Source organism: Hydrocarboniphaga sp. FW305-C-57, assembly GCF_058783045.1.
Map to the genome: position 1 here is coordinate 58142 of NZ_JBYSYG010000019.1, position 20175 is coordinate 78316.

Annotated in this window: 16 protein-coding genes; 10 read left to right on the forward strand and 6 right to left on the reverse strand. The window is 65.0% G+C overall.

The features are described from left to right. Positions 1–5 precede the first annotated feature (5 nt). Positions 6–578, reverse strand: a complete 573-nt coding sequence (locus AC3WUM_RS24280) for a UPF0149 family protein (RefSeq protein WP_492413776.1) — start codon at positions 576–578, stop codon at positions 6–8. 46 nt (positions 579–624) lie between these two features. Here AC3WUM_RS24280 and argA point away from each other — a divergent pair, with 46 nt between their 5' ends. The 3 genes from argA to AC3WUM_RS24295 are packed head-to-tail and all read left to right on the forward strand — an operon-like array spanning position 625 to position 4098. Further along, complete coding sequence (gene argA, locus AC3WUM_RS24285) at positions 625–1944, forward strand: amino-acid N-acetyltransferase (RefSeq protein ID WP_492413778.1); 1320 nt, start codon at positions 625–627, stop codon at positions 1942–1944. Between the two features lie 45 nt (positions 1945–1989). Further along, the gene (locus AC3WUM_RS24290) at positions 1990–3363 is read left to right on the forward strand and encodes an adenosylmethionine--8-amino-7-oxononanoate transaminase (RefSeq protein ID WP_492413780.1); all 1374 of its coding nucleotides are present in this window, start codon (positions 1990–1992) and stop codon (positions 3361–3363) included. 9 nt (positions 3364–3372) lie between these two features. Continuing rightward, positions 3373–4098, forward strand: coding sequence for a 16S rRNA (uracil(1498)-N(3))-methyltransferase (locus AC3WUM_RS24295; protein WP_492413782.1), 726 nt, complete (start codon positions 3373–3375; stop codon positions 4096–4098). 18 nt (positions 4099–4116) lie between these two features. On the opposite strand, the gene AC3WUM_RS24300 is transcribed toward AC3WUM_RS24295, so the two are convergent. Together AC3WUM_RS24300 and AC3WUM_RS24305 are read right to left on the reverse strand one after the other, a co-directional pair. Next, positions 4117–5367 (reverse strand): DUF445 domain-containing protein, encoded by a 1251-nt coding sequence (locus AC3WUM_RS24300; protein WP_492413784.1) that lies wholly within the window; start codon positions 5365–5367, stop codon positions 4117–4119. Between the two features lie 114 nt (positions 5368–5481). After that, positions 5482–7500, reverse strand: coding sequence for an AsmA family protein (locus AC3WUM_RS24305; protein ID WP_492413786.1), 2019 nt, complete (start codon positions 7498–7500; stop codon positions 5482–5484). A gap of 185 nt (positions 7501–7685) precedes the next feature. On the opposite strand from AC3WUM_RS24305, the gene AC3WUM_RS24310 reads away from it, so the two are divergent. The 6 genes from AC3WUM_RS24310 to AC3WUM_RS24335 all read left to right on the forward strand — a co-directional run bounded on the left by AC3WUM_RS24310 (position 7686) and on the right by AC3WUM_RS24335 (position 15592). Further along, positions 7686–9011, forward strand: a complete 1326-nt coding sequence (locus AC3WUM_RS24310; RefSeq protein ID WP_492413788.1) for a dihydroorotase — start codon at positions 7686–7688, stop codon at positions 9009–9011. Further along, positions 9001–9603, forward strand: coding sequence for a DNA-3-methyladenine glycosylase I (locus AC3WUM_RS24315; protein ID WP_492413790.1), 603 nt, complete (start codon positions 9001–9003; stop codon positions 9601–9603). The genes AC3WUM_RS24310 and AC3WUM_RS24315 overlap by 11 nt, the downstream gene beginning before the upstream one ends. Before the next feature lie 7 nt (positions 9604–9610). Further along, the gene (locus AC3WUM_RS24320) at positions 9611–10351 is read left to right on the forward strand and encodes a M50 family metallopeptidase (RefSeq protein WP_492413791.1); all 741 of its coding nucleotides are present in this window, start codon (positions 9611–9613) and stop codon (positions 10349–10351) included. A gap of 549 nt (positions 10352–10900) precedes the next feature. Next, positions 10901–12823 (forward strand): PrkA family serine protein kinase, encoded by a 1923-nt coding sequence (locus AC3WUM_RS24325; RefSeq protein WP_492413793.1) that lies wholly within the window; start codon positions 10901–10903, stop codon positions 12821–12823. A 25-nt stretch (positions 12824–12848) separates the two neighbouring features. Then, entirely contained in the window at positions 12849–14078 is a 1230-nt protein-coding gene (locus tag AC3WUM_RS24330; RefSeq protein ID WP_492413795.1) for a YeaH/YhbH family protein, read from the forward strand. Further along, complete coding sequence (locus AC3WUM_RS24335) at positions 14078–15592, forward strand: SpoVR family protein (RefSeq protein WP_492413797.1); 1515 nt, start codon at positions 14078–14080, stop codon at positions 15590–15592. The genes AC3WUM_RS24330 and AC3WUM_RS24335 overlap by 1 nt, the downstream gene beginning before the upstream one ends. Before the next feature lie 72 nt (positions 15593–15664). Here AC3WUM_RS24335 and cysS read toward each other — a convergent pair whose 3' ends face one another. Beyond that, the gene (gene cysS, locus AC3WUM_RS24340; RefSeq protein WP_492413799.1) at positions 15665–17038 is read right to left on the reverse strand and encodes a cysteine--tRNA ligase; all 1374 of its coding nucleotides are present in this window, start codon (positions 17036–17038) and stop codon (positions 15665–15667) included. 192 nt (positions 17039–17230) lie between these two features. Between cysS and AC3WUM_RS24345 the strand changes: the two genes are divergently transcribed. Next, a complete protein-coding gene (locus AC3WUM_RS24345) occupies positions 17231–17392 on the forward strand; it encodes a hypothetical protein (protein ID WP_492413801.1) in 162 nt (53 codons plus the stop codon). Between the two features lie 115 nt (positions 17393–17507). Here AC3WUM_RS24345 and ilvD read toward each other — a convergent pair whose 3' ends face one another. Both ilvD and AC3WUM_RS24355 read right to left on the reverse strand, forming a co-directional pair. Continuing rightward, positions 17508–19187 carry a dihydroxy-acid dehydratase gene (gene ilvD, locus AC3WUM_RS24350; RefSeq protein ID WP_492413803.1) on the reverse strand — a complete coding sequence of 560 codons (1680 nt, stop codon included), beginning with the start codon at positions 19185–19187 and terminating at the stop codon, positions 17508–17510. A 191-nt stretch (positions 19188–19378) separates the two neighbouring features. Next, positions 19379–20002 (reverse strand): phosphoadenosine phosphosulfate reductase domain-containing protein, encoded by a 624-nt coding sequence (locus tag AC3WUM_RS24355; protein ID WP_492413805.1) that lies wholly within the window; start codon positions 20000–20002, stop codon positions 19379–19381. Positions 20003–20175: the final 173 nt, after the last annotated feature.

Genomic DNA, 20175 nt, shown 5'->3' on the forward strand with positions numbered 1-20175 from the left:
AAAAATCAATGCAAAGTGGGTTTGGAGCCGTCGTTCGCGGGTGGGTGCGTGGACGGGTTCAGTTCGAGGAACACCAGCTGCGCGCCGACGCGGATGTATTCGACGAGCTCGACGTAGGCGCTCTCCTCGATCTCCTGGTCGTCACCCGCATCGAGCCCGGCCTGGGTGAACTGCGAAAGGTCACCGATGATTTCGCGCGCCTCCTCGGACACCGTGGAGAGGTCGACATGGCGGCGGCTCGACATTCCATAGAGAAAGCCCTGGCACCAGAGCGCGAGCGCCTGCACGCGCGTGGCCAGCGGAATGTCGTCGTCGGGCAGCAGCGGGGCAAAGTGCATTTCGCTCGACAGCAGCGATTCCAGCGTCTGCGCGGCAAGCGTCTGCAGCAGGGCTTCGGCCTCGTCGTCGTTGCGGATGTCCTCGGTCGGGATGTCGAGCAGTTCCAGCGGATCGACCTCGGCGGCGTCCTGGGAGCAGAACACGCCGCAGAGGGTGCCGTGGAATTCGGAAGCTTCTTCGGGGGAGCCGAGCCGGCTCAGCGCGGCGGCCAGATCGGCGTAAGGCAGTATGTCGTCCATGCCGGATTATAGGCGCCCGGCCCTGTCGCATCAGTACAATGCACCCATGATCACCTCCGACTTCGTCGCCTCGCTGCGCGCCGCGGCGCCCTATGTGCATGCGCACAACGGGCGCGTGTTCGTGATCGCCTTCGGTGGCGAGGTCGCCGAGCGAGCCGATTTCGAACGCCTGATCTACGACGTCGCCCTGCTGCAGAGCCTCGGCGTGAAGCTCGTGCTCGTGCACGGGGCCCGGCCGCAGATCGAGCGCCAGCTCACCCGGCAGGGCCTGGTTTCGCGTTTCGAGAACGGCCAGCGCGTCACCGATCGGCCGGCGCTCGATTGCGTGAAGGCCGCGGTCGGCGCCCTGCGGCTCGAGATCGAGGCCCGGCTGTCGACCTCGCTCGCGAGCACCCCGATGGGCGGGGCGCGCATCCGCGTGGCCGGCGGCAACTGGGTCACCGCGCAGCCGGTCGGCATCCGCAACGGCATCGATCACCAGTACACCGGCGAAGTGCGCCGCATCGACGCCGAGGCGATTCGTCGCGAGCTCGACGCCGACCGCATCGCCCTGATCTCGCCCGTGGGCTATTCGCCGACCGGCGAGATCTTCAACCTGCGCTCGGAATATCTCGCCACCGCGGTCGCCACCGCGCTGAAGGCCGACAAGCTCATCTTCGTGGTCGGCAGCGATCCGGACGACTGGAAGCTCGCCGACGGCACCGGCGACGCCGGCCAGCTGACCGTGGCCGAAGCCGCGCTGCTGCTGGCCGGACCGACGCTCGAAGCCCAGGATCGCGCCTACCTCGACGCCGCGCTCGAGGCTTCCAAGTCCGGCGTCACGCGCGTGCACCTGCTCGGCGCCGAGCTCGACGGCGCCCTGCTGCGCGAGCTCTACACGCTCGACGGCGCCGGCCTGATGCTCTATTCGGATGCCGACTACGAGTCCACGCGGCCGGCCACCATCGACGACGTCGGCGGCGTGCTCGCGCTGATCGCGCCGCTCGAGGCGGCCGGCATCCTGGTGCCGCGCTCGCGCGAACAGCTCGAGCTCGAAATCGGCCAGTTCTTCGTCATGGTGCGCGACGGCATCGTGATCGCCTGCGCGGCGCTGATCACCTATCCGGATGGCCGCATGGGCGAACTCGCCTGCGTCGCCGTGCATGCGGACTATCAAAGCGGCGGCCGCGCCGCCTCGCTGCTCGCGCGCATCGAGAACGAGGCGCGCCGGCTCGGACTCACCGCGCTGTTCGCGCTCACCACGCACACGCCGCACTGGTTCATCGAGCACGGCTTCGTTCAAGGCGCGGTCGAAGACCTGCCCAACGATCGCCGGCGCTTCTACAACTGGCAGCGCAACTCGATGGTGCTCGTCAAGGCGCTGTGAGCAGTGCTCGACTGCCTTGATGCGCAGTCCAACCTGGAATCTTGAATGACCGCTTCCTCCGATCTACGCCAGCGCACGCTCGATCACGTCTGGCATCCGTGCACGCAGATGAAGGATCACGAGTGGCTGCCGATGATCCCGATCGCCTCGGCTGAAGGCGCCTGGCTCACGGGCACCGACGGCAAGCGTTATCTCGATGCGGTGAGTTCGTGGTGGACCAACATCTTCGGCCACCGCCATCCGACCATCGTCCAGCGCATCAAGCAGCAGCTCGACACGCTCGACCACGTGATCTTCGCGGGCTTCACGCACGAGCCCGCAGTGAAGCTTGCCGAAAAGCTCTGCGAGCTCACGCAGCTCGATCGCTGCTTCTACGCCGACAATGGCAGCGCTGCGGTCGAAGTGGCGCTCAAGATGAGCGCGCATTACTGGCGCAACACCGGCAAGCCCGAGAAGACACGCTTCATCTCGCTGAGCAACGGCTATCACGGCGAAACGCTCGGCGCGCTCGCGGTCGGTGATACCGGGCTCTATCGCGATTCGTATTCGCCGCTGCTCATGCAGCCCGTGTTCGTGCCCTCGCCCGACTGCTTCGATCGCGCGCCCGGAACCTCGTGGGAGGATCATTCGCGACGCATGTTCGCGCACATGGAACTCGCGCTCGAGACGCACGCGAAGGACACCGCGGCCGTCATCGTCGAGCCGCTCGTGCAATGCGCGGGCGGCATGCGCATGTATCACCCGATCTATCTGACGATGCTGCGCGAAGCCTGCACGCGCCACGGCGTGCACCTGATCGTCGACGAGATCGCGACCGGCTTCGGCCGCACCGGCATGATGTGGGCGAGCGACTGGGCGAAAGTCAGCTCGCGGACGCCGCGGCCCATCAGAGGCGATTTCATGTGCCTGTCGAAGGGCCTGACCGGCGGCACCTTGCCGCTCGCGGCGGTCATGACCACGAATGCGATCTATGAGGCCTTCTACGACGACTACGCCTCGTACAAGGCCTTCCTGCATTCGCATAGCTACACCGGCAATCCGCTCGCCTGCGCCGCCGCGCTTGCCACGCTCGAAGTATTCGAGAGTGAAAACTGGCTCGCGCGCAATCGCGAACTCGGACACCTGATGTGGATGCGCGTATCCGAACTCGTGAGCCATCCGCATGTCGCCGAAGTGCGCCAGCAGGGTTTGATCCTCGCGATCGAACTCGCGAAGAATCCACGCAAGCGCGAGGCCTATCCGGCACACGAGCGCCGCGGGCTGCGCGTGTATCAGCACGCGCTCGAAAAGGGCGTGCTGCTGCGCCCGCTCGGCAACGTCGTCTACTTCATGCCGCCCTACGTGACGACGACCGAAGAAGTCGCGCTGATGGCCAAGACCGCGATCGAGGGCATCGAGATCGCCACACGCGACCGCTGAGCTTTATCGATGAGCCGCTTCTACGTCAGTTCCGCATTGACCGAAGGGCAGGAACTCGACCTGCCCGAAGACGCGTTCCGTCACTGGGTGCAGGTGCTGCGCGCACGCGTCGGCGACAGCGCGCGGCTGTTCGACGGCAGCGGCGACGAATTCGAAGCGAGCCTGCTCACGATCGGCAAGCGCTCGGCCCAGGTGCGCATCGGTACGCGCATCACGGTCGATCGCGAATCGCCCTTGCGCCTGTCGCTCGCGCAGGCGGTGTCGAAAGGCGATCGCATGGATTACACACTGCAGAAGGCCGTCGAACTCGGCGTCAGCGAGATTCAGCCGCTGCTGACCGAACGCACCGTCGTCAAGCTCGATGCGGAGCGCTGGGAAAAGAAGCTCGAACACTGGCGCGGCGTGATCGTCTCGGCCTGCGAGCAATCCGGCCGCACGCGGCTGCCGACGCTGTATCCGGTGCTCAGGCTCGATAGCTGGCTCGCGCAGCCGCCCGCACACGAATTGCGGCTGACGCTCGCGCCGACCGCGCAATCGGCGCTGCGCGATCTGCCAAAGGCCGCTTCGGCCTGCCTGCTCGTCGGCCCCGAAGGCGGACTCAGCGACGCCGAAATCGCGCTCGCGCAGCGCAGCGGCTGGACGGCGGTGAAACTCGGCCCGCGCGTACTGCGCACCGAAACCGCGGGCGTCGCCGCGATGTCGGCGATGCAGGCCTTGTGGGGCGATCTGGGCTGATTCGACGATGCTGCGCTTTCAGTGCAGCATCACGAAGACCTGCAGCTCTCCGACGAGAAAGCCGAGCGCGGCACCGACCGCGATCAGAATCCACTCGTCTTCCTTGAATACCGGACGCAGCATGTTCTCGAATTCTTCGGGCTTGAGCACCTGCAGCTTCGTCACGAGCGTGTTGCGGATGTCGAGCGCGTTTTCGGCGTAGCTGTTCAGATGCTGGATCGCGGCGGGCACTTCGCGCAGCAGGGCTTCGGCGATCGCCTGCTTCATCTCGACGTAGTTGCGCGAGCCGACCGCGAACGCCACGAACGGCTTGGCGAATCCGGACTGCTCGTCGACCGCATGCTTGATGTGTCGCTGCAAGACTTCCGTCAGACGATCCGACAGCGGGCCGGTCAACAGGCCTTCCCAGAGTTTCTGCGGCGTCAGCAGCTGGTCGGCGATGAGCTGGCCGTAATCGTGCGCGACCTGCTGCTGACGCGACAGGAACAAACCCTGCACCTGCAGGCCGAACACGCGACGCGGACGCAGCGGACGGAACAGCATCTGCAGCGCGAGCCAATCACTCGTCAGGCCGACGAACAATCCGAAGGCCGGCAGAATCCACGGCTCCTTGAAGAAGATCCAGGCCACCATCTGCCAGAAGCCGAGCACGAGGCCGAAGTAGAAGCCGGCGGTGCCGAAGAACTTGAACTCGCGCCTGCCGGTCTCCCAGAAGATGCGATTGAGCAGATGCTTGTCGCGCACGAGGTTGCCGACGATCATGTGCTTCACGTCGAACAGCTCGTCGATGTGCTCGCGCAGCTCGCTCATGATGCGCTCGACCGTCACCGGCACGTCGTCCTTCACGCGCTCGACGATGCGGCGCTTGGCGAAGTCCGGCAGCGCGTACCAGATGCCGGGCTTGTAGCGCTCGGCGATCTCCTCGCTGATGCGCTCCATCGCGATCATCAGCGGCTGCTCGATCTCCTGCGCGACTCGCTGCGGATCGAGCCGGTTGAACATGTCGCGCATCGAAATCAGCTGCGTGGTCAGGATGTCGACCGCCGTGCTCGCCATCTTCTCGGCCTTGCGCGGCACGATACCCTGCCAGCCGAAGAACGGCCTGATACCGATGAATTCGATCGGCTTGAACATCATCTGGATCGCGACGACCTTGGTAAGGTAGCCGATCGCCGCGCTCACGATCGGCAGCGAAAGGTACAGCGGCCAGTTCTCGCGCACATCGGCACCGATGGCCTGCCAATCGGCGAGCCCTAACAGCCATTCCATGCGGCTTTCCCCCACTTGGTACGCCAGTCGACGCCGGCCTCGTTATGCGTCGATTGTGCCTGGGTTCGAAGACCCTTTCAGAACAGTCTCCGAGCCACCGGCGACCGCATGCGCCTACTGCTTCTTGCCCTTGGCGGGAGGCGCGGCGGCGGCCGGCGCCGGCGCGTCGATGCCCTTGAGCAGGGCGACGCAGTCGTTGTCCTCGCCGAGGCCGAGCTGGATCGTCGGCACAAGCGCGGCCAGCGGACCAAGCACCGTCGCGAGCAGGGCCACCGCACCGCCGCGCGCCGCGAGATTGCCGATCTCGGGGCGGATGCTCGGGCTCGCGAGCGGGCCCTTGATGTTGATCGGGGCTGCGAGCGAACCGATGTTGAGGCGCTTGGGCTCGGTGCGGATCTGGTAGTCGATGTTCTCGTTCTTCAGATCGATGTCGCCCTTGCCGACGACGTTGGCTTCGGTGGTATCGGCGAGCAGCGTGCGTGTCCTGACCTGACCTTTTTCGAGGCCGAGGTCGGCGACCATGCAATTGAGCTTGGCCCGGCTCGGCAGGCCAAGCGCCGAGACGAGCACGTTGCCGAAGTCGAGCCCCGCGAGGTTCACGAGCAGTGCGCTGATGTCGCCGCCGGTCATGAACAGTCGCAGCTCTCCGTCGCCATTGCCGAGCATCGCCGCGACCGAGTTGCCGCGCGCATCGAGCCGGGCATTGCCGCCCACCGTGCCGGCGCCCTTGAAGACCGACATTTTCTCGACGATGCGCGAGAAGTCGAGCTTGCGGAAATCGATGTCGGCCACCGTATGCACCACGTCCTTGCGCCCGTCGAGCTGCAGATTCGCGAGGATGCTGCCCTGGCCGACGCCGAGCTTGAGCGGCTTGACCTCGATGAAGCCGTCCTGCAACACGAGATGGCCTTCGAGCGTATCGACCGGCGTGATGTCGCTTTCGATGCGCTTGACGCGGTACTTCACGTCGAGATCGGCGGCGCGGATGCGCGGCAGCGAAATCGGCGTGTCGGGCAGCAGCTTGCCGCTCTTCTCTTTCTTCTCGCGCTCGGCCTTGTTCTCGGGCGTGTCGGTCGGAGCCTTCTCCTCGCCGGGCGTTCCGCCGACGAGGCCAGCCAGGTCGCTCCAGAGCACCTTGTTTGAGTAGGCGTCGATGTTCACCTGCCGCCGCCCGCCCTTGCTCGCCGGCAGCACCGCGGCGTCGCCTGAAATGTCGCTCTGCCCGTAAGTGCCCTGGAAGTCGCGGAAGCGGAAGCGATCGTCGGCGTAGTCGAACTTGCCGGTCAGCTTGTAAGCCGGCGACGGCGGGAGCGGCACCCCGGTCAACGGATACAGGTCGGCCAGGTTCGCACCGGCGAATTCGAGCTTGAGGTTCGCCCCGCCGAAGGCCATCGGGTCGAGCACGGTGCCGACCAGCGACACCGAGGTGTCGCCATTGCGAAGCTTGAGCTCGACCGGATACGGCTGGGCCGGATCGCGCAGCGCGAGCACCGAGCCGCCGACAAAGTAGCCGTCGATCGGCTGGCCCGCGTAGCGGCCCTTGGCGTCGACGCGCAGATTCGGCTCGCCGCCGTCCTTGCGCTCCTCGGTCTTGATCTTGAGCCGGAAGTCCGCCTTCAAGCCGGGCTCGACGATGTGGATGTCGCCGTCGCGGATGATCAGCCGCCGGATCTCGACGAGCAGTGGCTCTTTATCGGACTTGGGCTCGTCGTCCTTGGCCTGCAGCGCCTCGAAGAAGTAGTTCGGCTTGCCGGACGGCCCGGGGCCGAGATCGCCGACCGGGCGCTCGATCTCGATTTCGACGAGGCTCAGCTTGTTCGAGAACCAGACCCAGGGGTTCACGCGCACGCCCAGGCGCTGGACCGAGCCGAGCTGGCTGCCTTCGGGAAACTCCGGCGGATTGGCGACGGCGATGCCATCCGCGATCAGCTTGGGATGCCAGCCCAGGTCGATGTCGAAATGCTGCAGCGTCACCGGCCGGCCGAGCGCACTCGAGGCCTGCTTCTCGACCAGCGGCTTGAACCAGTTCCAGTCCCAGAGCACGACCAGCACGATCAGCGCGACGACGATCACCGCGCCGACGATGCGTCCCCGGTGTGTCGGTCCAGAGCGGCGGGGCTCGGCGCGATCCATCGCGTTCTCCTCTTGAAGATTGTTGCGGCTCGAATTCGTTTGCGCGGAATCGTCGGAAGCCGAGCCTGACGCTACGCTGACCCGCCCGCTCGTACGGTCTGCGATCCGGCGCCCGGAGCTGCGCAGCGGTAGCGAGCCCCGGGCTACGCAGGCAAGATGGCCATCCGTCAACACCGAGGTCCACCGTGCTCATCACCAACGCCCGCATCGTCAACGAAGGTCGCGAGTTCGAGGGAGATGTGCTGATCCGCAACGGCCGGATCGAGAAGATCGCCTCGTCCATCACCAACACCAGCGAACCCGTCGTCGACGCCAAGGGCAAGCTGCTGATTCCCGGCATGATCGACGACCAGGTGCATTTCCGTGAGCCCGGACTCACGCACAAGGGCGACATCTCGACCGAGACGTCCGCCGCGCTCGCCGGCGGCATCACGAGCGTGATGGAAATGCCCAATACCAACCCGACCACGACCACGCGCGAGCGCCTGGCCGACAAGTACACGCTCGCCACCGGTAAGGCGCGCACCAACTTCGCCTTCTATTTCGGTGCAGCCAACGACAACGCCGACGAAATCGCCCGCGTGGTCCCCGGCGAGGCCTGCGCGATCAAGATTTTCATGGGCGCCTCGACCGGCAACATGCTCGTCGACGACCCCAAGGTGCTCGACGACATCTTCGCGCGTGCACAGATTCCGATCGTCACGCACTGCGAAGACACACCGACGATCAAGATCAACGAGGAGGCCGCGCGCCAGAAATGGGGCGACGCGGTGCCGGTTTCGCGGCATCCCTACATTCGCTCGGAAGAGGCCTGTTACAAATCCACCGAGCTCGCCGTCGGCCTCGCCAGGCGCCACGGCACCTCGCTGCACGTGCTGCACCTGACCACCGCGCGCGAACTCGAGTTCTTCACGCCGGGGCCGGTCAAGGGCAAGCAGATCACCGTCGAAGCCTGCGTGCACCATTTGTTCTACGACGAATCCTTTTACGAATCGCTGGGCTCGCTGATCAAGTGCAACCCGGCGATCAAGACCGCGGCCGACCGCAAGGCCCTAGTCGCGGCCGTGATGGCCGACCGCATCGACGTGATCGCCACCGATCACGCGCCGCACACGGCCGAAGAGAAGGCCAGTCCGTCCTACTTCAAGGCCCCGTCCGGCCTGCCGCTCGTGCAGCACGCGCTGCCGATGCTGTTCGAGCTCATGCGCCGCGGCGAGCTCGATCTGCACACGCTCGTCCGCAAGACCAGCCACGCGGTCGCCGATCGCTTCGGCGTGGTCGAGCGCGGTTACCTGCGCGAAGGCTATTGGGCCGACCTCACGCTGGTCGACACCGACGCGCCGACCACCGTGCGCAAGGAAGATCTCTATTACAAATGCGGCTGGTCGCCGCTCGAAGGCCAGACGCTGCCGGTGCGCATCGACACCACCTGGGTCAACGGCGAGATCGCCTTCCAGAACGGACAGGTGCTGCCGCAGGTTCTCGGCAAGAGGCTCGCCTTTGCCCGCTAAGCCACCCGCCCCGTCGACCGACGACGGCAAGCCACGCTGCCCCTGGTCGCTCGGTTCGGAGGCCTACAAGCACTACCACGACACCGAATGGGGCGTGCCGTGTCGGGACGAGCGCAAGCTGTTCGAGTTCCTGATCCTCGAGGGCGCCCAGGCCGGACTGTCGTGGAGCACCATCCTCGCCAAGCGCGCGGGCTACCGCGCCGCGTTCGCCGGTTTCGACCCGAAGCGCATCGCCGCCTTCACTGACGCGGAGCTCGAAGCGCTGATGCAAAACCCCGGCATCGTGCGCAACCGGCTCAAGATCGCGGCCACGCGCACGAACGCCCAGGCCTGGCTGCGCTTCGCCGAGGAGGAAGGCCCGTTCTCGGACTGGCTGTGGGCACAGGTGGGCGGCGAGCCGATCGTCCACCGCCGCAGGGGCCTGTCGCAGGTACCGGCGCGCACCGAGCTGTCGGACGCCATCAGCAAGGCCCTGCTCAAGCGCGGCTTCAAGTTCGTGGGCTCGACCATCATCTACGCCTATCTGCAGGCCATGGGCGTGGTCAACGACCATCTCACGAGCTGCCACTGTCACCCGGACTACCGCGGATAGCGGGGACATGGCGCGCAGGAAGGCCTTCGCGGCGACGAGGGCGCACGGCGGCGGCGGCCTGGCCGCGCTGATCGCCGCCTCGGCGGCGACCTTCGCGCTCTATCTGCTGTTCTATCTGTTCCCGGAAGGCCGGCTGCTCGGCTGGCCGCTGGTGCTGCTGTCGACCCTGGTCCACGAACTCGGCCACGGGCTCACCGCGCTCGTCCTCGGCGGGCAGTTCGCCGGGCTCTACATCTGGCCGGACGCCTCGGGCGTGGCGCTCTACGCGTCGGACTTCGGACGCCTGCGCCATGCGGCCGTCGCGGCCGGCGGCTTGCTCGGCCCTCCGCTGTTCGCCTATGCGCTGTTCGTCGCCGGCCGCCATCCGCGCAGCGCGCGCCGGGCGCTCGGCGTGGTGGCGGTCGTCTTCACGCTCGTGCTGCTGCTGTGGGCGCGCAATCTGTTCGGCGCGCTATTCATCGGCGCGCTCGCGCTGACGCTCGGGCTGATCTCGCGGCGCGGTTCGCCGCGGCTGGCCCAGTTCAGCAGCGTCTTCGTCGGCGTGCAGATGGCGCTGTCGGTGTTCTCGCGCGCGGATTATCTGTTCATGCGCGAGGCCGTCACGGCGCAAGGCGTCGGGCTGTCGGACACCAGCCAGATCGCGCAGGCGCTCTACTTGCCGTACTGGTTCTGGGGCGCACTGATCGCAGGGCTGTCGATCTGGCTGCTCTGGCACGGCCTGCGCGCATTTGCGCCATCGGTGAAGTGAGGCGCGCGCGTTTGCGCAGCTTCGTTACACAAGGCCGCGTGCGTCGGTGAATTGACGCGCGGCGCGTCGAACGATGCGCGCGACTTTCATCGGCTGACGAACGGTCGAAACGCAGCAGGGACGGGCTTCGCAGAGTTTGTGACAGCGGCTGCGGCACGGATATTCAGTCTAGTACGAATCCACCCACTTCCATCAACGGCATGCTTCCTGCGAAAGTGACATCGTGATGACACTTCCGCTAAGGCGGTCCCGCATCCGGTTACAAGGCCGGCGGGAGGCGTCACTCCGGGTCCGTCGCAGGCCAGCAGCCGCTCACCTTCCGGCGACGCGCCCAGCGCTCTTTCAGTCCCCTTCAGTTCTGTCGATATCACCGCTTGGTGGGGAATTCCTACCGACTGTGCTGTCGAAGCGAATGCGAGCGCGTTGCTTGCATCTAATCGATCAGTGGCATCCGAATGGTTTCGAAGTAGACAGCTTGCAGACAGCAGTTGAGTCCAAGACTCGATTGCAGCTTGCAAGCTTCATCTTCAGCAAAGTGGAGGACACGTCATGGGTTTGCTGAACAGTTTTCGTGAGCAGTACCTCAAGGGCCGCGAAGAGGAGTTCTCGCTGGAGGAATATCTTCAGCTCTGCAAGGACGATCCGCTCGCGTATGCCTCGCCGGCCGAGCGCATGCTCGCGGCCATCGGCGAGCCCGAGCTCATCGATACGCGCAACGATCCGCGCCTCTCACGCCTGTTCTCCAATCGCGTGATTCGCCGCTATCCGGCGTTCCGCGAATTCTTCGGCATGGAAGACGTCATCGCGCAGGTGGTGGCCTTCTTCAAGCACGCCGCCCAAGGTCTCGAAGAGCGCAAGCAGGTGCTCTACCTGCTCGGCCCGGTCGGCGGTGGCAAGTCGTCGATCGCCGAGCGCCTGAAGTCGCTCATGGAGGCCTACCCGATCTACGCGATCAAGGGCTCGCCGATCAACGAGTCGCCGCTCGGGCTGTTCAACCCGGACCGCGATGGCCCCTCGCTCGAGGCCGAGTACGGCATTCCGCGTCGCGTGCTGTCGGGCATCGCATCGCCGTGGGCGCTCAAGCGCCTCGCCGAGTACGAAGGCGACATCAGCCAGTTCCGCGTCGTGCGCATCCAGCCGTCGGTGCTGCGCCAGACCGCCATCGCCAAGACCGAGCCGGGCGACGAGAACAACCAGGACATCAGTTCGCTGGTCGGCAAGGTCGACATCCGCAAGCTCGAATCCTTCAGCCAGGACGATCCGGACGCCTACAGCTACTCGGGCGGCCTGTGCCAGGCCAACCAGGGCCTGCTCGAATTCGTCGAGATGTTCAAGGCGCCGATCAAGATGCTGCATCCGCTGCTGACGGCGACGCAGGAAGGCAACTTCAAGGGCACCGAAGGCTTCTCGGCGATTCCGTTCAACGGCGTGATCCTCGCGCACAGCAACGAGAGCGAGTGGCAGAGCTTCCGCAACAACAAGCACAACGAAGCCTTCCTCGATCGCGTCTACATCGTGAAGGTGCCGTACTGCCTGCAGGTGTCCGAAGAGGTCAAGATCTACCGCAAGCTGCTCAAGAACAGCTCGCTCGTGGCCGCGCCCTGCGCCCCGGGCACGCTCGAAATGATGTCGCAGTTCTCGGTGCTCACGCGCATCAAGGAGCCCGAGAACAGCAGCATCTTCTCGAAGATGCGCGTCTACGATGGCGAATCGCTCAAGGACACCGATCCGGCGGCGAAGAGCTATCAGGAATATCGCGACTACGCGGGCATCGACGAAGGCATGACCGGCATGTCGACGCGCTTCGCGTACAAGGTGCTGTCGGCCGTCTTCAACTACGACCAGACCGAAGTCGCGGCCAACCCCGTGCACCTGATGTACGTGCTCGAGCAGCGCATCCTGCGCGAGCAGCTGCCGGATGAAACGCAGCGCCGCTATCTCGAATTCATCAAGGGCTATCTGGCGACGCGCTACGCCGAGTTCATCGGCAAGGAGATCCAGACCGCTTACCTGGAGTCCTACTCCGAGTACGGACAGAACATCTTCGATCGTTACGTGACCTTCGCGGATTACTGGATCCAGAACGAGGACTATCGCGACCCCGAGACCGGCGAATCTTTCGATCGCGGCTCGCTCAACACCGAGCTCGAAAAGATCGAGAAGCCGGCCGGCATCGCCAACCCGAAGGACTTCCGTAACGAGATCGTGAACTTCGTGCTTCGCGCGCGCAGCCAGCACGGCGGCAAGAACCCGAAGTGGACGAGCTACGAAAAGCTTCGCGAGGTGATCGAGAAAAAGATGTTCTCGAGCACCGAGGAGCTGCTGCCGGTGATCTCCTTCAACGCCAAGGCTTCGGTCGAGGACAAGAAGAAGCACGACAGCTTCGTCGGACGCATGGTGTCCAAGGGCTACACAGAGAAGCAGGTTCGCCTGCTGTCCGAGTGGTATCTGCGGGTTCGCAAATCGGCGTAGCGAGGCTCAATGCCAGGAGATTTCAATGTCGATCGTCATCGATCGTCGTCTGAATGATCGAAACAAAAGTGCTGTAAACCGCGAACGCTTCCTGCGTCGTTACAAGGAGCAGATTCGCAAGTCGGTGAGCGACATGGTGTCCAAGCGCTCGATCACCGACATGGATCGCGGTGGGGATGTTCAAATCCCCACCCGCGACATTTCCGAGCCGACCTTCCACCACGGACAGGGCGGCGACCGCGAGATGATCCTGCCCGGCAACAAGCAGTTCTCTCCGGGCGACAAGCTCAAGCGCCCAGACGGTGGTGGGGGCGGCGGCGGAAACGGCTCAGGTGGTGATGGCCAGAGCGAGAACAGCGAGGACGAATTCACCTTCACGCTGTCGCGCGAAGAATTCATGAATCTGTTCTTCGATGATCTGGAGCTGCCGCATCTGATCCGCAACGTCGTCGGTGACGTGCGCGAGTTCAAGATGCAGCGCGCGGGCTACACGCCGTCCGGCGTGCCCGCGAACCTGTCGGTGACGCGCTCGCTGCGTCAGGCGCTCGCAAGGCGCATCGCGCTCGAATCCCCGCTCAAGAAGCAGCTCGCCGAACTCAAGGCGCGTGAAGTGCCGCCCGACGATGAGATCGCCGAACTGCAGAAGCGCATCGACCGCGTTCCGTTTCTCGACGAATTCGATCTGCGCTATCGCCATCGCGTGAAGGTGCCGCAGCCGATTTCGCGCGCGGTGATGTTCTGCCTGATGGACGTTTCGGCCTCGATGACCGAAGACAAGAAGGATCTAGCCAAGCGCTTCTACACGCTGCTGTACCTGTTCCTGTCGCGTAAATACGAGAAGGTGGAACTCGTCTTCATCCGCCACACCGACAACGCGCAGGAAGTGGACGAGAACGCCTTCTTCCACGATCGCCAGAGCGGCGGCACGGTGGTGCTCTCGGCGCTCAAGCTCATGCAGGAGATCATGACGGCGCGTTACCCGTCGGACGCCTGGAACATCTACGGCGCCCAGGTCTCGGATGGTGACGCTTTCGGTGCCGACCCCGAAAAGAGCCGTGCCTGCCTGACCGAGCAGTTGCTGCCGCATTCGCGCTACTTCGCCTACATCGAAGTACCGGACGATCCGATGCGCACGAGTCCGCTGTCTTACGCCTATCAGCGTATCGACAGCGACAAGTTCGCAATGTCGAGCGTCACCCATCGCGGGGAGGTGTATCCGGTGCTTCGCGAGCTGTTCAAGAAAGAGGCCGCCTGATGAACGCACTCGAAGCGGGGCCGCTGTCGACGGGCGCCGAATGGACGTTCGAACTCATCGAGCGCTATGACCGGGCGATCGGCGACATCGCGCTCAACGAATACAAGCTCGATATTTTCCCGAACCAGATCGAGGTGATCGCCTCCGAGCAGATGCTCGACGCCTACGCCTCGGTCGGCCTGCCGATCGGCTATCCGCACTGGAGCTACGGCAAGGAGTTCATCCGCAACGAACAGATGTACCGCAAGGGTCAGCGCGGTCTCGCCTACGAGATCGTGATCAACAGCAACCCCTGCATCGCCTATTTGATGGAGGAGAACAGCCTGCCGATGCAGGCACTCGTGATCGCGCATGCCTGCTACGGTCACAACTCCTTCTTCAAGGGCAACTACCTGTTCAAGCAGTGGACCAATGCCGACGCGATCATCGACTACATGGTGTTCGCGCGGAACTACGTGATGAAGTGCGAGGATCGCTACGGCCACGCGGCCGTCGAGGAGATTCTCGACTCCTGCCACGCGCTGCAGAGCCACGGGGTCGATCGCTATCGCCACCCTGCGCCGCTCTCCGCCGACGAAGAGCGCGAACGTCAGCGCGAACGCGAAGACTACGCCTGGAAGCAGTACGACGATATCTGGCGCACCCTGCCGAGCCGTGGCCAAAGCGAAGAGGGCAAGAACGCGGCGGCCGGCAATTATCCGCCCGAGCCGCAGGAGAACCTGCTCTACTTCATCGAGAAGCACGCACCGAAGCTGGAGCCCTGGCAGCGCGAGCTCGTGCGCATCGTGCGCAAGATGGCGCAGTACTTCTACCCACAAGGCATGACCAAGGTCATGAACGAGGGCTGGGCCACGTTCTGGCATTACACCTTGCTCAACCGGCTTTACGACAAGGGACTCGTCGACGACGGCTTCATGCTCGAAGTGCTGTCCTCGCATACCAACGTCGTCGCGCAGCGCGGCTTCGATCAGCGCGGCTACGGCGGCATCAATCCGTATGCGCTGGGTTTCGCGATGATGAGCGACATCCGCCGTATCTGCGAAAACCCGACGGCCGAGGATCACGAATGGTTCCCCGACATCGCGGGCGGCGACTGGCTCAAGGTGCTCGATTTCGCGATGCGCAATTACAAGGACGAGTCCTTCATCGGCCAGTTCCTGTCACCGCGCCTGATCCGTGATTTCCACTTGTTCGCGATCGCGGACTACGCGCAGGACGAGCATCTGGTCGTCGATTCGATCCACAACGAGCAGGGCTATCGCCGCGTGCGTCAGCTGCTGTCGCAACAGTACAACCGCGACGGCCAGGTGCCCGACATCCAGGTCGTGCGCTACGACCATCGCGGCGATCGCTCGCTGACCTTGCAGCATCGTCGCCATCGCGGCCGCCCGCTCGGTGAGGAATCTGGCGAAGTGCTCAAGCATCTGGCCCGGCTCTGGGGCTTCACGGTGCGCCTGCATACGGTCGACGACAAGGGCAAGCTGCTCGAGCAGCGCGAGACTCGCGGAACGTAAGTAGTCGCAGCGGAGGCCCCAACGAAAAAGCCGGCGATGCGCCGGCTTTTTCGTTTCGGCGTGACGCGGAATTCAGGTGCGACGCCAGCGTGTTCCCTGCGCGCCGTCTTCGATCAGCACGCCCTGCTCGGCGAGTTCGTTGCGAATGCGATCGGACTCGGCGAAGTTCTTCGCCTTGCGCGCCGCAGCGCGATCGGCGATGAGCTGCTCGATGCGCTCGGCCGACAGCTCCGAAGCCGACGTCGCCGCCGAGAACCAGTCCTGCGGCGATTGCCGGAGCAGGCCGAGCAGCGAGCCGGCGTCGAGCAGCTGCGCCTTGAGCCTGGCCTTGTCGTCGGCGCTCTCGGCCTTGTTGGCCGCACGCACGAGCTCGAACAGCTCGGCCAGCGCCATCGGCGTGTTGAGATCGTCTTCGAGCGCTTCGATGAAGCCCTGCGGCGCGGTCACGCCGGCGGCAGGCTCGACGTCGCCGAGATCGCGCAGCGCACCATAGAGACGGTCGAGCTTCTTGCGCGCATCGGCGGCGACGTCGTCGGTCCAGTCGAGCGGCTGGCGGTAGTGGCCGGTCAGCAGCACGAGGCGAATGACCTCCCCCGGCAACGTTTCGAGCAGCTGGCGCACGAGCAGCACGTTGCCGAGCGACTTGCTCATCTTCTCGTGATTCACGTTCACGAAGCCGTTGTGCAGCCAGAAGCGCGCGTAGACCGCCCCGCCGTGCGCGCAGGTGCTCTGCGCGATCTCGTTCTCGTGATGCGGGAAGATCAGGTCGTGGCCGCCGCCGTGGATGTCGATGGTCTGGCCGAGCACCGCTTCGGACATCGCCGAGCATTCGATATGCCAGCCCGGACGGCCGCGACCCCAGGGCGAGTCCCAGCCCGGCTGGTCGGCCGACGAGGGCTTCCAGAGCACGAAGTCGCCCGCGTGCTTCTTGTAGGGCGCCACTTCGACGCGGGCGCCGGCCATCAGCGACTGCTCGTCGCGCTTGGACAGCGCGCCGTAGTCCGGAAAGCTCAGCGTATGGAACAGCACGTGGCCTTCGGCGGCGTAGGCGTGGTTCGACGCGATCAGGCGCTCGATCATCGAAATGATCTGCGGCAGATGCTCGGTCACGCGCGGCTCGTAGGTGGTCGGCTCGACGCCGAGCGAAGCCAGGTCCTCGTGGTAAGCCGCCGCATAGCGATCGGTGATGACGCGGATATCGACGCCCTCCTTGACTGCGGCGGCGTTGATCTTGTCGTCGATGTCGGTGATGTTGCGCGCGTAGTCGACGCGCCCGAAGCGTCGGCGCAGCACGCGCGCGAGCGTGTCGAATACGACCGGCGGACGGTAATTGCCGATGTGCGCATACGAGTAGACGGTGGGGCCGCAGACGTACATCGTGACCCGGTCCGGATTCTGGGGGGTGAAGATTTCCTTCTGTCCGGTCAAGGTGTTGTGTAGTTGCATGGGGGCAGCGCCGTGAAACGTCGTGGGTGGGTTGCCGGAACGGCGGGCGGGATCAAAAAGCCCGGTAACCGACAGCGGTGGTGATTAGATTGCGCGGGTTCAGCAGTTGGGATATACAGTGTCCCATAAGAAGTTTGGATGCAGTCCAGAGGCAAGGCGCACGACGCCGGGCCCTAGGAGTAGGAGGAGACCATGAACCAGATGCTCAAACGCCGTTGCTGCAACTCTTTTGCTCTCGCGCTGGTCTGGAGCTTGATGGTGGTCTATACGGCCATCGACTACGTCCAGAGCGTCGGCACCGATGCGCCGGAAACCGCGCATACCGTCGCATCGATCAACTCGTTCTACCCCTAGCAGTCTCTGGCCGGTCCCGGACTGGCCGCTACCGCTGCCTCAGGCCGGGATGCCGACCTGACTCCCGATTCTCCCGAAGCGGCGGCCGACCATGTCGGCCGCCGCTTCGTCGTGCTCAGCCGGTCACCGCGCCGGTGTCCGCCCCGCTGACCAGGCGCGCGAACTTGCCGAGCACGCCGGTGGTGTAGCGCGGGGCCGGCCGCACCCAGGCGGCGCGGCGGCGGGCCAGCTCTTCGTCCGAAACGTTGATCTGGATCAGCTGCTTATGCGCGTCGATGGTGATCGAGTCGCCCTCCTCGACGAGCGCGATCGGGCCGCCCGCGAACGCTTCGGGCGCCACGTGGCCGACCACCATGCCCCAGGTTCCGCCCGAGAAGCGGCCGTCGGTGATGAAGCCGGTGCTCTCGCCGAGGCCCTGGCCGATGATCGCGCCGGTCGGGGCGAGCATCTCGGGCATGCCGGGGCCGCCCTGCGGGCCGATATAGCGGATCACGATGATGTCGCCGGCGACGATCTTCTTGCCCATGATCGCTTCCATCGCCTCGGCCTCGGAATTGAACACGCGCGCCGGGCCGGTGATGCTCGGATTCTTGAGGCCGGTGATCTTGGCGACCGAGCCGTTCGGGGCGAGGTTGCCCTTGAGAATGGCGAGGTGGCCCTGGGCGTAGAGCGGCTTGTCGAACGGACGGATCACGTCCTGGTCGGCGCGCGGCGCGTCCGGCACGCCGGCGAGTTCCTCGGCCATGGTCTTGCCGGTGATCGTCAGGCAATCGCCGTGCAGCAGGCCGTTGACGAGCAGCATCTTGAGCACCTGCGGCACGCCGCCGGCGCGGTGGAAGTCGACCGCCACATACTGCCCCGAAGGCTTCAGGTTGCAGAGCACCGGCACCTTGCGCCGCACGCGCTCGAAATCGTCGAGCGTCCACTCCACGCCGGCCGCATGCGCAATGGCAAGGAAGTGCAACGTGGCATTGGTCGAGCCGCCGGTCGCCATCACCAGGGCGATGGCGTTCTCGATGCTCTGGCGCGTGATGATGTCGCGCGGCTTGATGTTGTTGCGGATCGCGTTGACGAGCACCTTGGCCGACTGGGCGACGCTGTCGGCCTTCTCGGGGTCCGGGTTGGCCATCTGCGAGCTGCCGAGCAGGCTCATGCCGAGCGCCTCGAAGGCGCTCGACATGGTGTTGGCCGTGTACATACCGCCGCAGGCGCCGAAGCTCGGGCAGGCGTTCTTTTCGATGCCGACGAAGTCCTCTTCGGACATCTTGCCGGCCGCGAACGAGCCGACGGCCTCGAACGACGACACGATGGTCAGATCCTGGCCCTTCCACTTGCCGGGCTTGATGGTGCCGCCATAGCAGAACAGGCCCGGCACGTTCATGCGCGCAAGCGCGATCATCACGCCCGGCATGTTCTTGTCGCAGCCGCCGATGGCGAGCACGCCGTCGAGGAACTGGCTCTGGGTGGCGGTTTCGATCGAATCGGCGATGACTTCGCGCGAGACCAGCGAGAACTTCATGCCCTCGGTGCCCATCGAGATGCCGTCGGTGACGGTCGGGAAGCCGAAGCTCTGCGGCATCGCGCCCGCCGCCTTGAGCGCCTCGCCGGCGCGATGCGCGAGCGGGTCGAGACCGGCGTTGCAGGGGTTCATCGTCGAATGGCCGTTGGCGACGCCGACGATGGGCTTCTCCCAGTCTCCATCCTTGAAACCGACCGCGCGCAGCATGGCGCGATTGGGGCTGCGGGCGACGCCCGCCGTGATGGTCTGGGAGCGTTTGTTGAGCGGCTCGGTCATGGAGCGATCCTGGCTGGCGCGGTGAGGCTGGGAAAGGGCAAAAAAAGGCGCCGGATGATACACCAGCCTTCTACTCCCTCTCCCTCCGGGAGAGGGATCCGCCGCCGTAGCCGAACTTGGCTGATCCTGCGAGTCCCTCATCCGCCCTGTGGGCACCTTCTCCCGGAGGGAGAAGGATCAAGATCGACCGCTCAATGCGCCAGATGCAGCCCGCACTCGCGGTGCTCGTCGACCTTGGTCGGGTCGAAGTAGTCGAAGTTGTTCGGCAGGTCGTGAGCCTTCAGGTACTCGTGCAGCTGCTTGGCGGTCCAGCCGAGCAGCGGGGCCACCTTGACGATGCCGTCCGGGTTCAGCGACACCGGCTCCATGCGCGCCCTCTCGGCGGTTTCCTCGGCACGGATGCCGGTCAGCCAGACCTTGGGCGACAGCGCCGTCAGCGCGCGCTCGAAGGGCTCGATCTTCACTTCGCGCGAAAACGCCTCGTGGCGCGGATCGTCGATGCCGGGCACCGGGCCCTCGACCGCCTCGCGATGCGCCCGCGAGCGCCACGGATGGACGATCTGCAGGTTCAGCGCGAGCTTGCGCGAGATCTCCTCGACGTAGCGATAGGTCTCCGGCGTGTTGTAGCCGGTGTCCATCCACAGCACCGGCACGTCCGGCCTGGCCTGCGTCACCAGGTGCAGCAACACGCCCGAGAACGGCCCGAAGCTCGTCGTCACCACCGCGTTCGGATCGAGGGCCAGGGCCCATTCGACCAGCGCCTGAGGCTGCCCTCCGAGGCGGCGGTTGATGTCTTCGATCGTTGCGGCGTCCATCGTGTCGATTCCCTGTGGTTCGAGTGAGTCGCTCAGCGCGGATGAGCGGGCGAACCTGCCGCCTGAATCAGAAGCGGCAGGGTCAGGCCATAATGGGGACGATGCATCGCGGCACAAGTTTCGATCGCTCCAGAAACTGCCTGACCCACACCAACAAGATCCGCGCCGAGCCG

What these genes read in the sequence shown, in the direction of transcription:
- argA (WP_492413778.1), top strand. Translation starts at nt 625, where the DNA reads ATGATCACCTCCGACTTCGTCGCCTCGCTGCGCGCCGCGGCGCCCTAT.
- AC3WUM_RS24320 (WP_492413791.1), top strand. Translation starts at nt 9,611, where the DNA reads ATGGCGCGCAGGAAGGCCTTCGCGGCGACGAGGGCGCACGGCGGCGGC.
- AC3WUM_RS24355 (WP_492413805.1), bottom strand. Translation starts at nt 20,002, where the DNA reads ATGGACGCCGCAACGATCGAAGACATCAACCGCCGCCTCGGAGGGCAG.
- AC3WUM_RS24325 (WP_492413793.1), top strand. Translation starts at nt 10,901, where the DNA reads ATGGGTTTGCTGAACAGTTTTCGTGAGCAGTACCTCAAGGGCCGCGAA.
- AC3WUM_RS24280 (WP_492413776.1), bottom strand. Translation starts at nt 578, where the DNA reads ATGGACGACATACTGCCTTACGCCGATCTGGCCGCCGCGCTGAGCCGG.
- cysS (WP_492413799.1), bottom strand. Translation starts at nt 17,038, where the DNA reads ATGCAACTACACAACACCTTGACCGGACAGAAGGAAATCTTCACCCCC.
- AC3WUM_RS24300 (WP_492413784.1), bottom strand. Translation starts at nt 5,367, where the DNA reads ATGGAATGGCTGTTAGGGCTCGCCGATTGGCAGGCCATCGGTGCCGAT.
- AC3WUM_RS24330 (WP_492413795.1), top strand. Translation starts at nt 12,849, where the DNA reads ATGTCGATCGTCATCGATCGTCGTCTGAATGATCGAAACAAAAGTGCT.
- AC3WUM_RS24335 (WP_492413797.1), top strand. Translation starts at nt 14,078, where the DNA reads ATGAACGCACTCGAAGCGGGGCCGCTGTCGACGGGCGCCGAATGGACG.
- AC3WUM_RS24290 (WP_492413780.1), top strand. Translation starts at nt 1,990, where the DNA reads ATGACCGCTTCCTCCGATCTACGCCAGCGCACGCTCGATCACGTCTGG.
- AC3WUM_RS24305 (WP_492413786.1), bottom strand. Translation starts at nt 7,500, where the DNA reads ATGGATCGCGCCGAGCCCCGCCGCTCTGGACCGACACACCGGGGACGC.
- ilvD (WP_492413803.1), bottom strand. Translation starts at nt 19,187, where the DNA reads ATGACCGAGCCGCTCAACAAACGCTCCCAGACCATCACGGCGGGCGTC.
- AC3WUM_RS24345 (WP_492413801.1), top strand. Translation starts at nt 17,231, where the DNA reads ATGAACCAGATGCTCAAACGCCGTTGCTGCAACTCTTTTGCTCTCGCG.
- AC3WUM_RS24295 (WP_492413782.1), top strand. Translation starts at nt 3,373, where the DNA reads ATGAGCCGCTTCTACGTCAGTTCCGCATTGACCGAAGGGCAGGAACTC.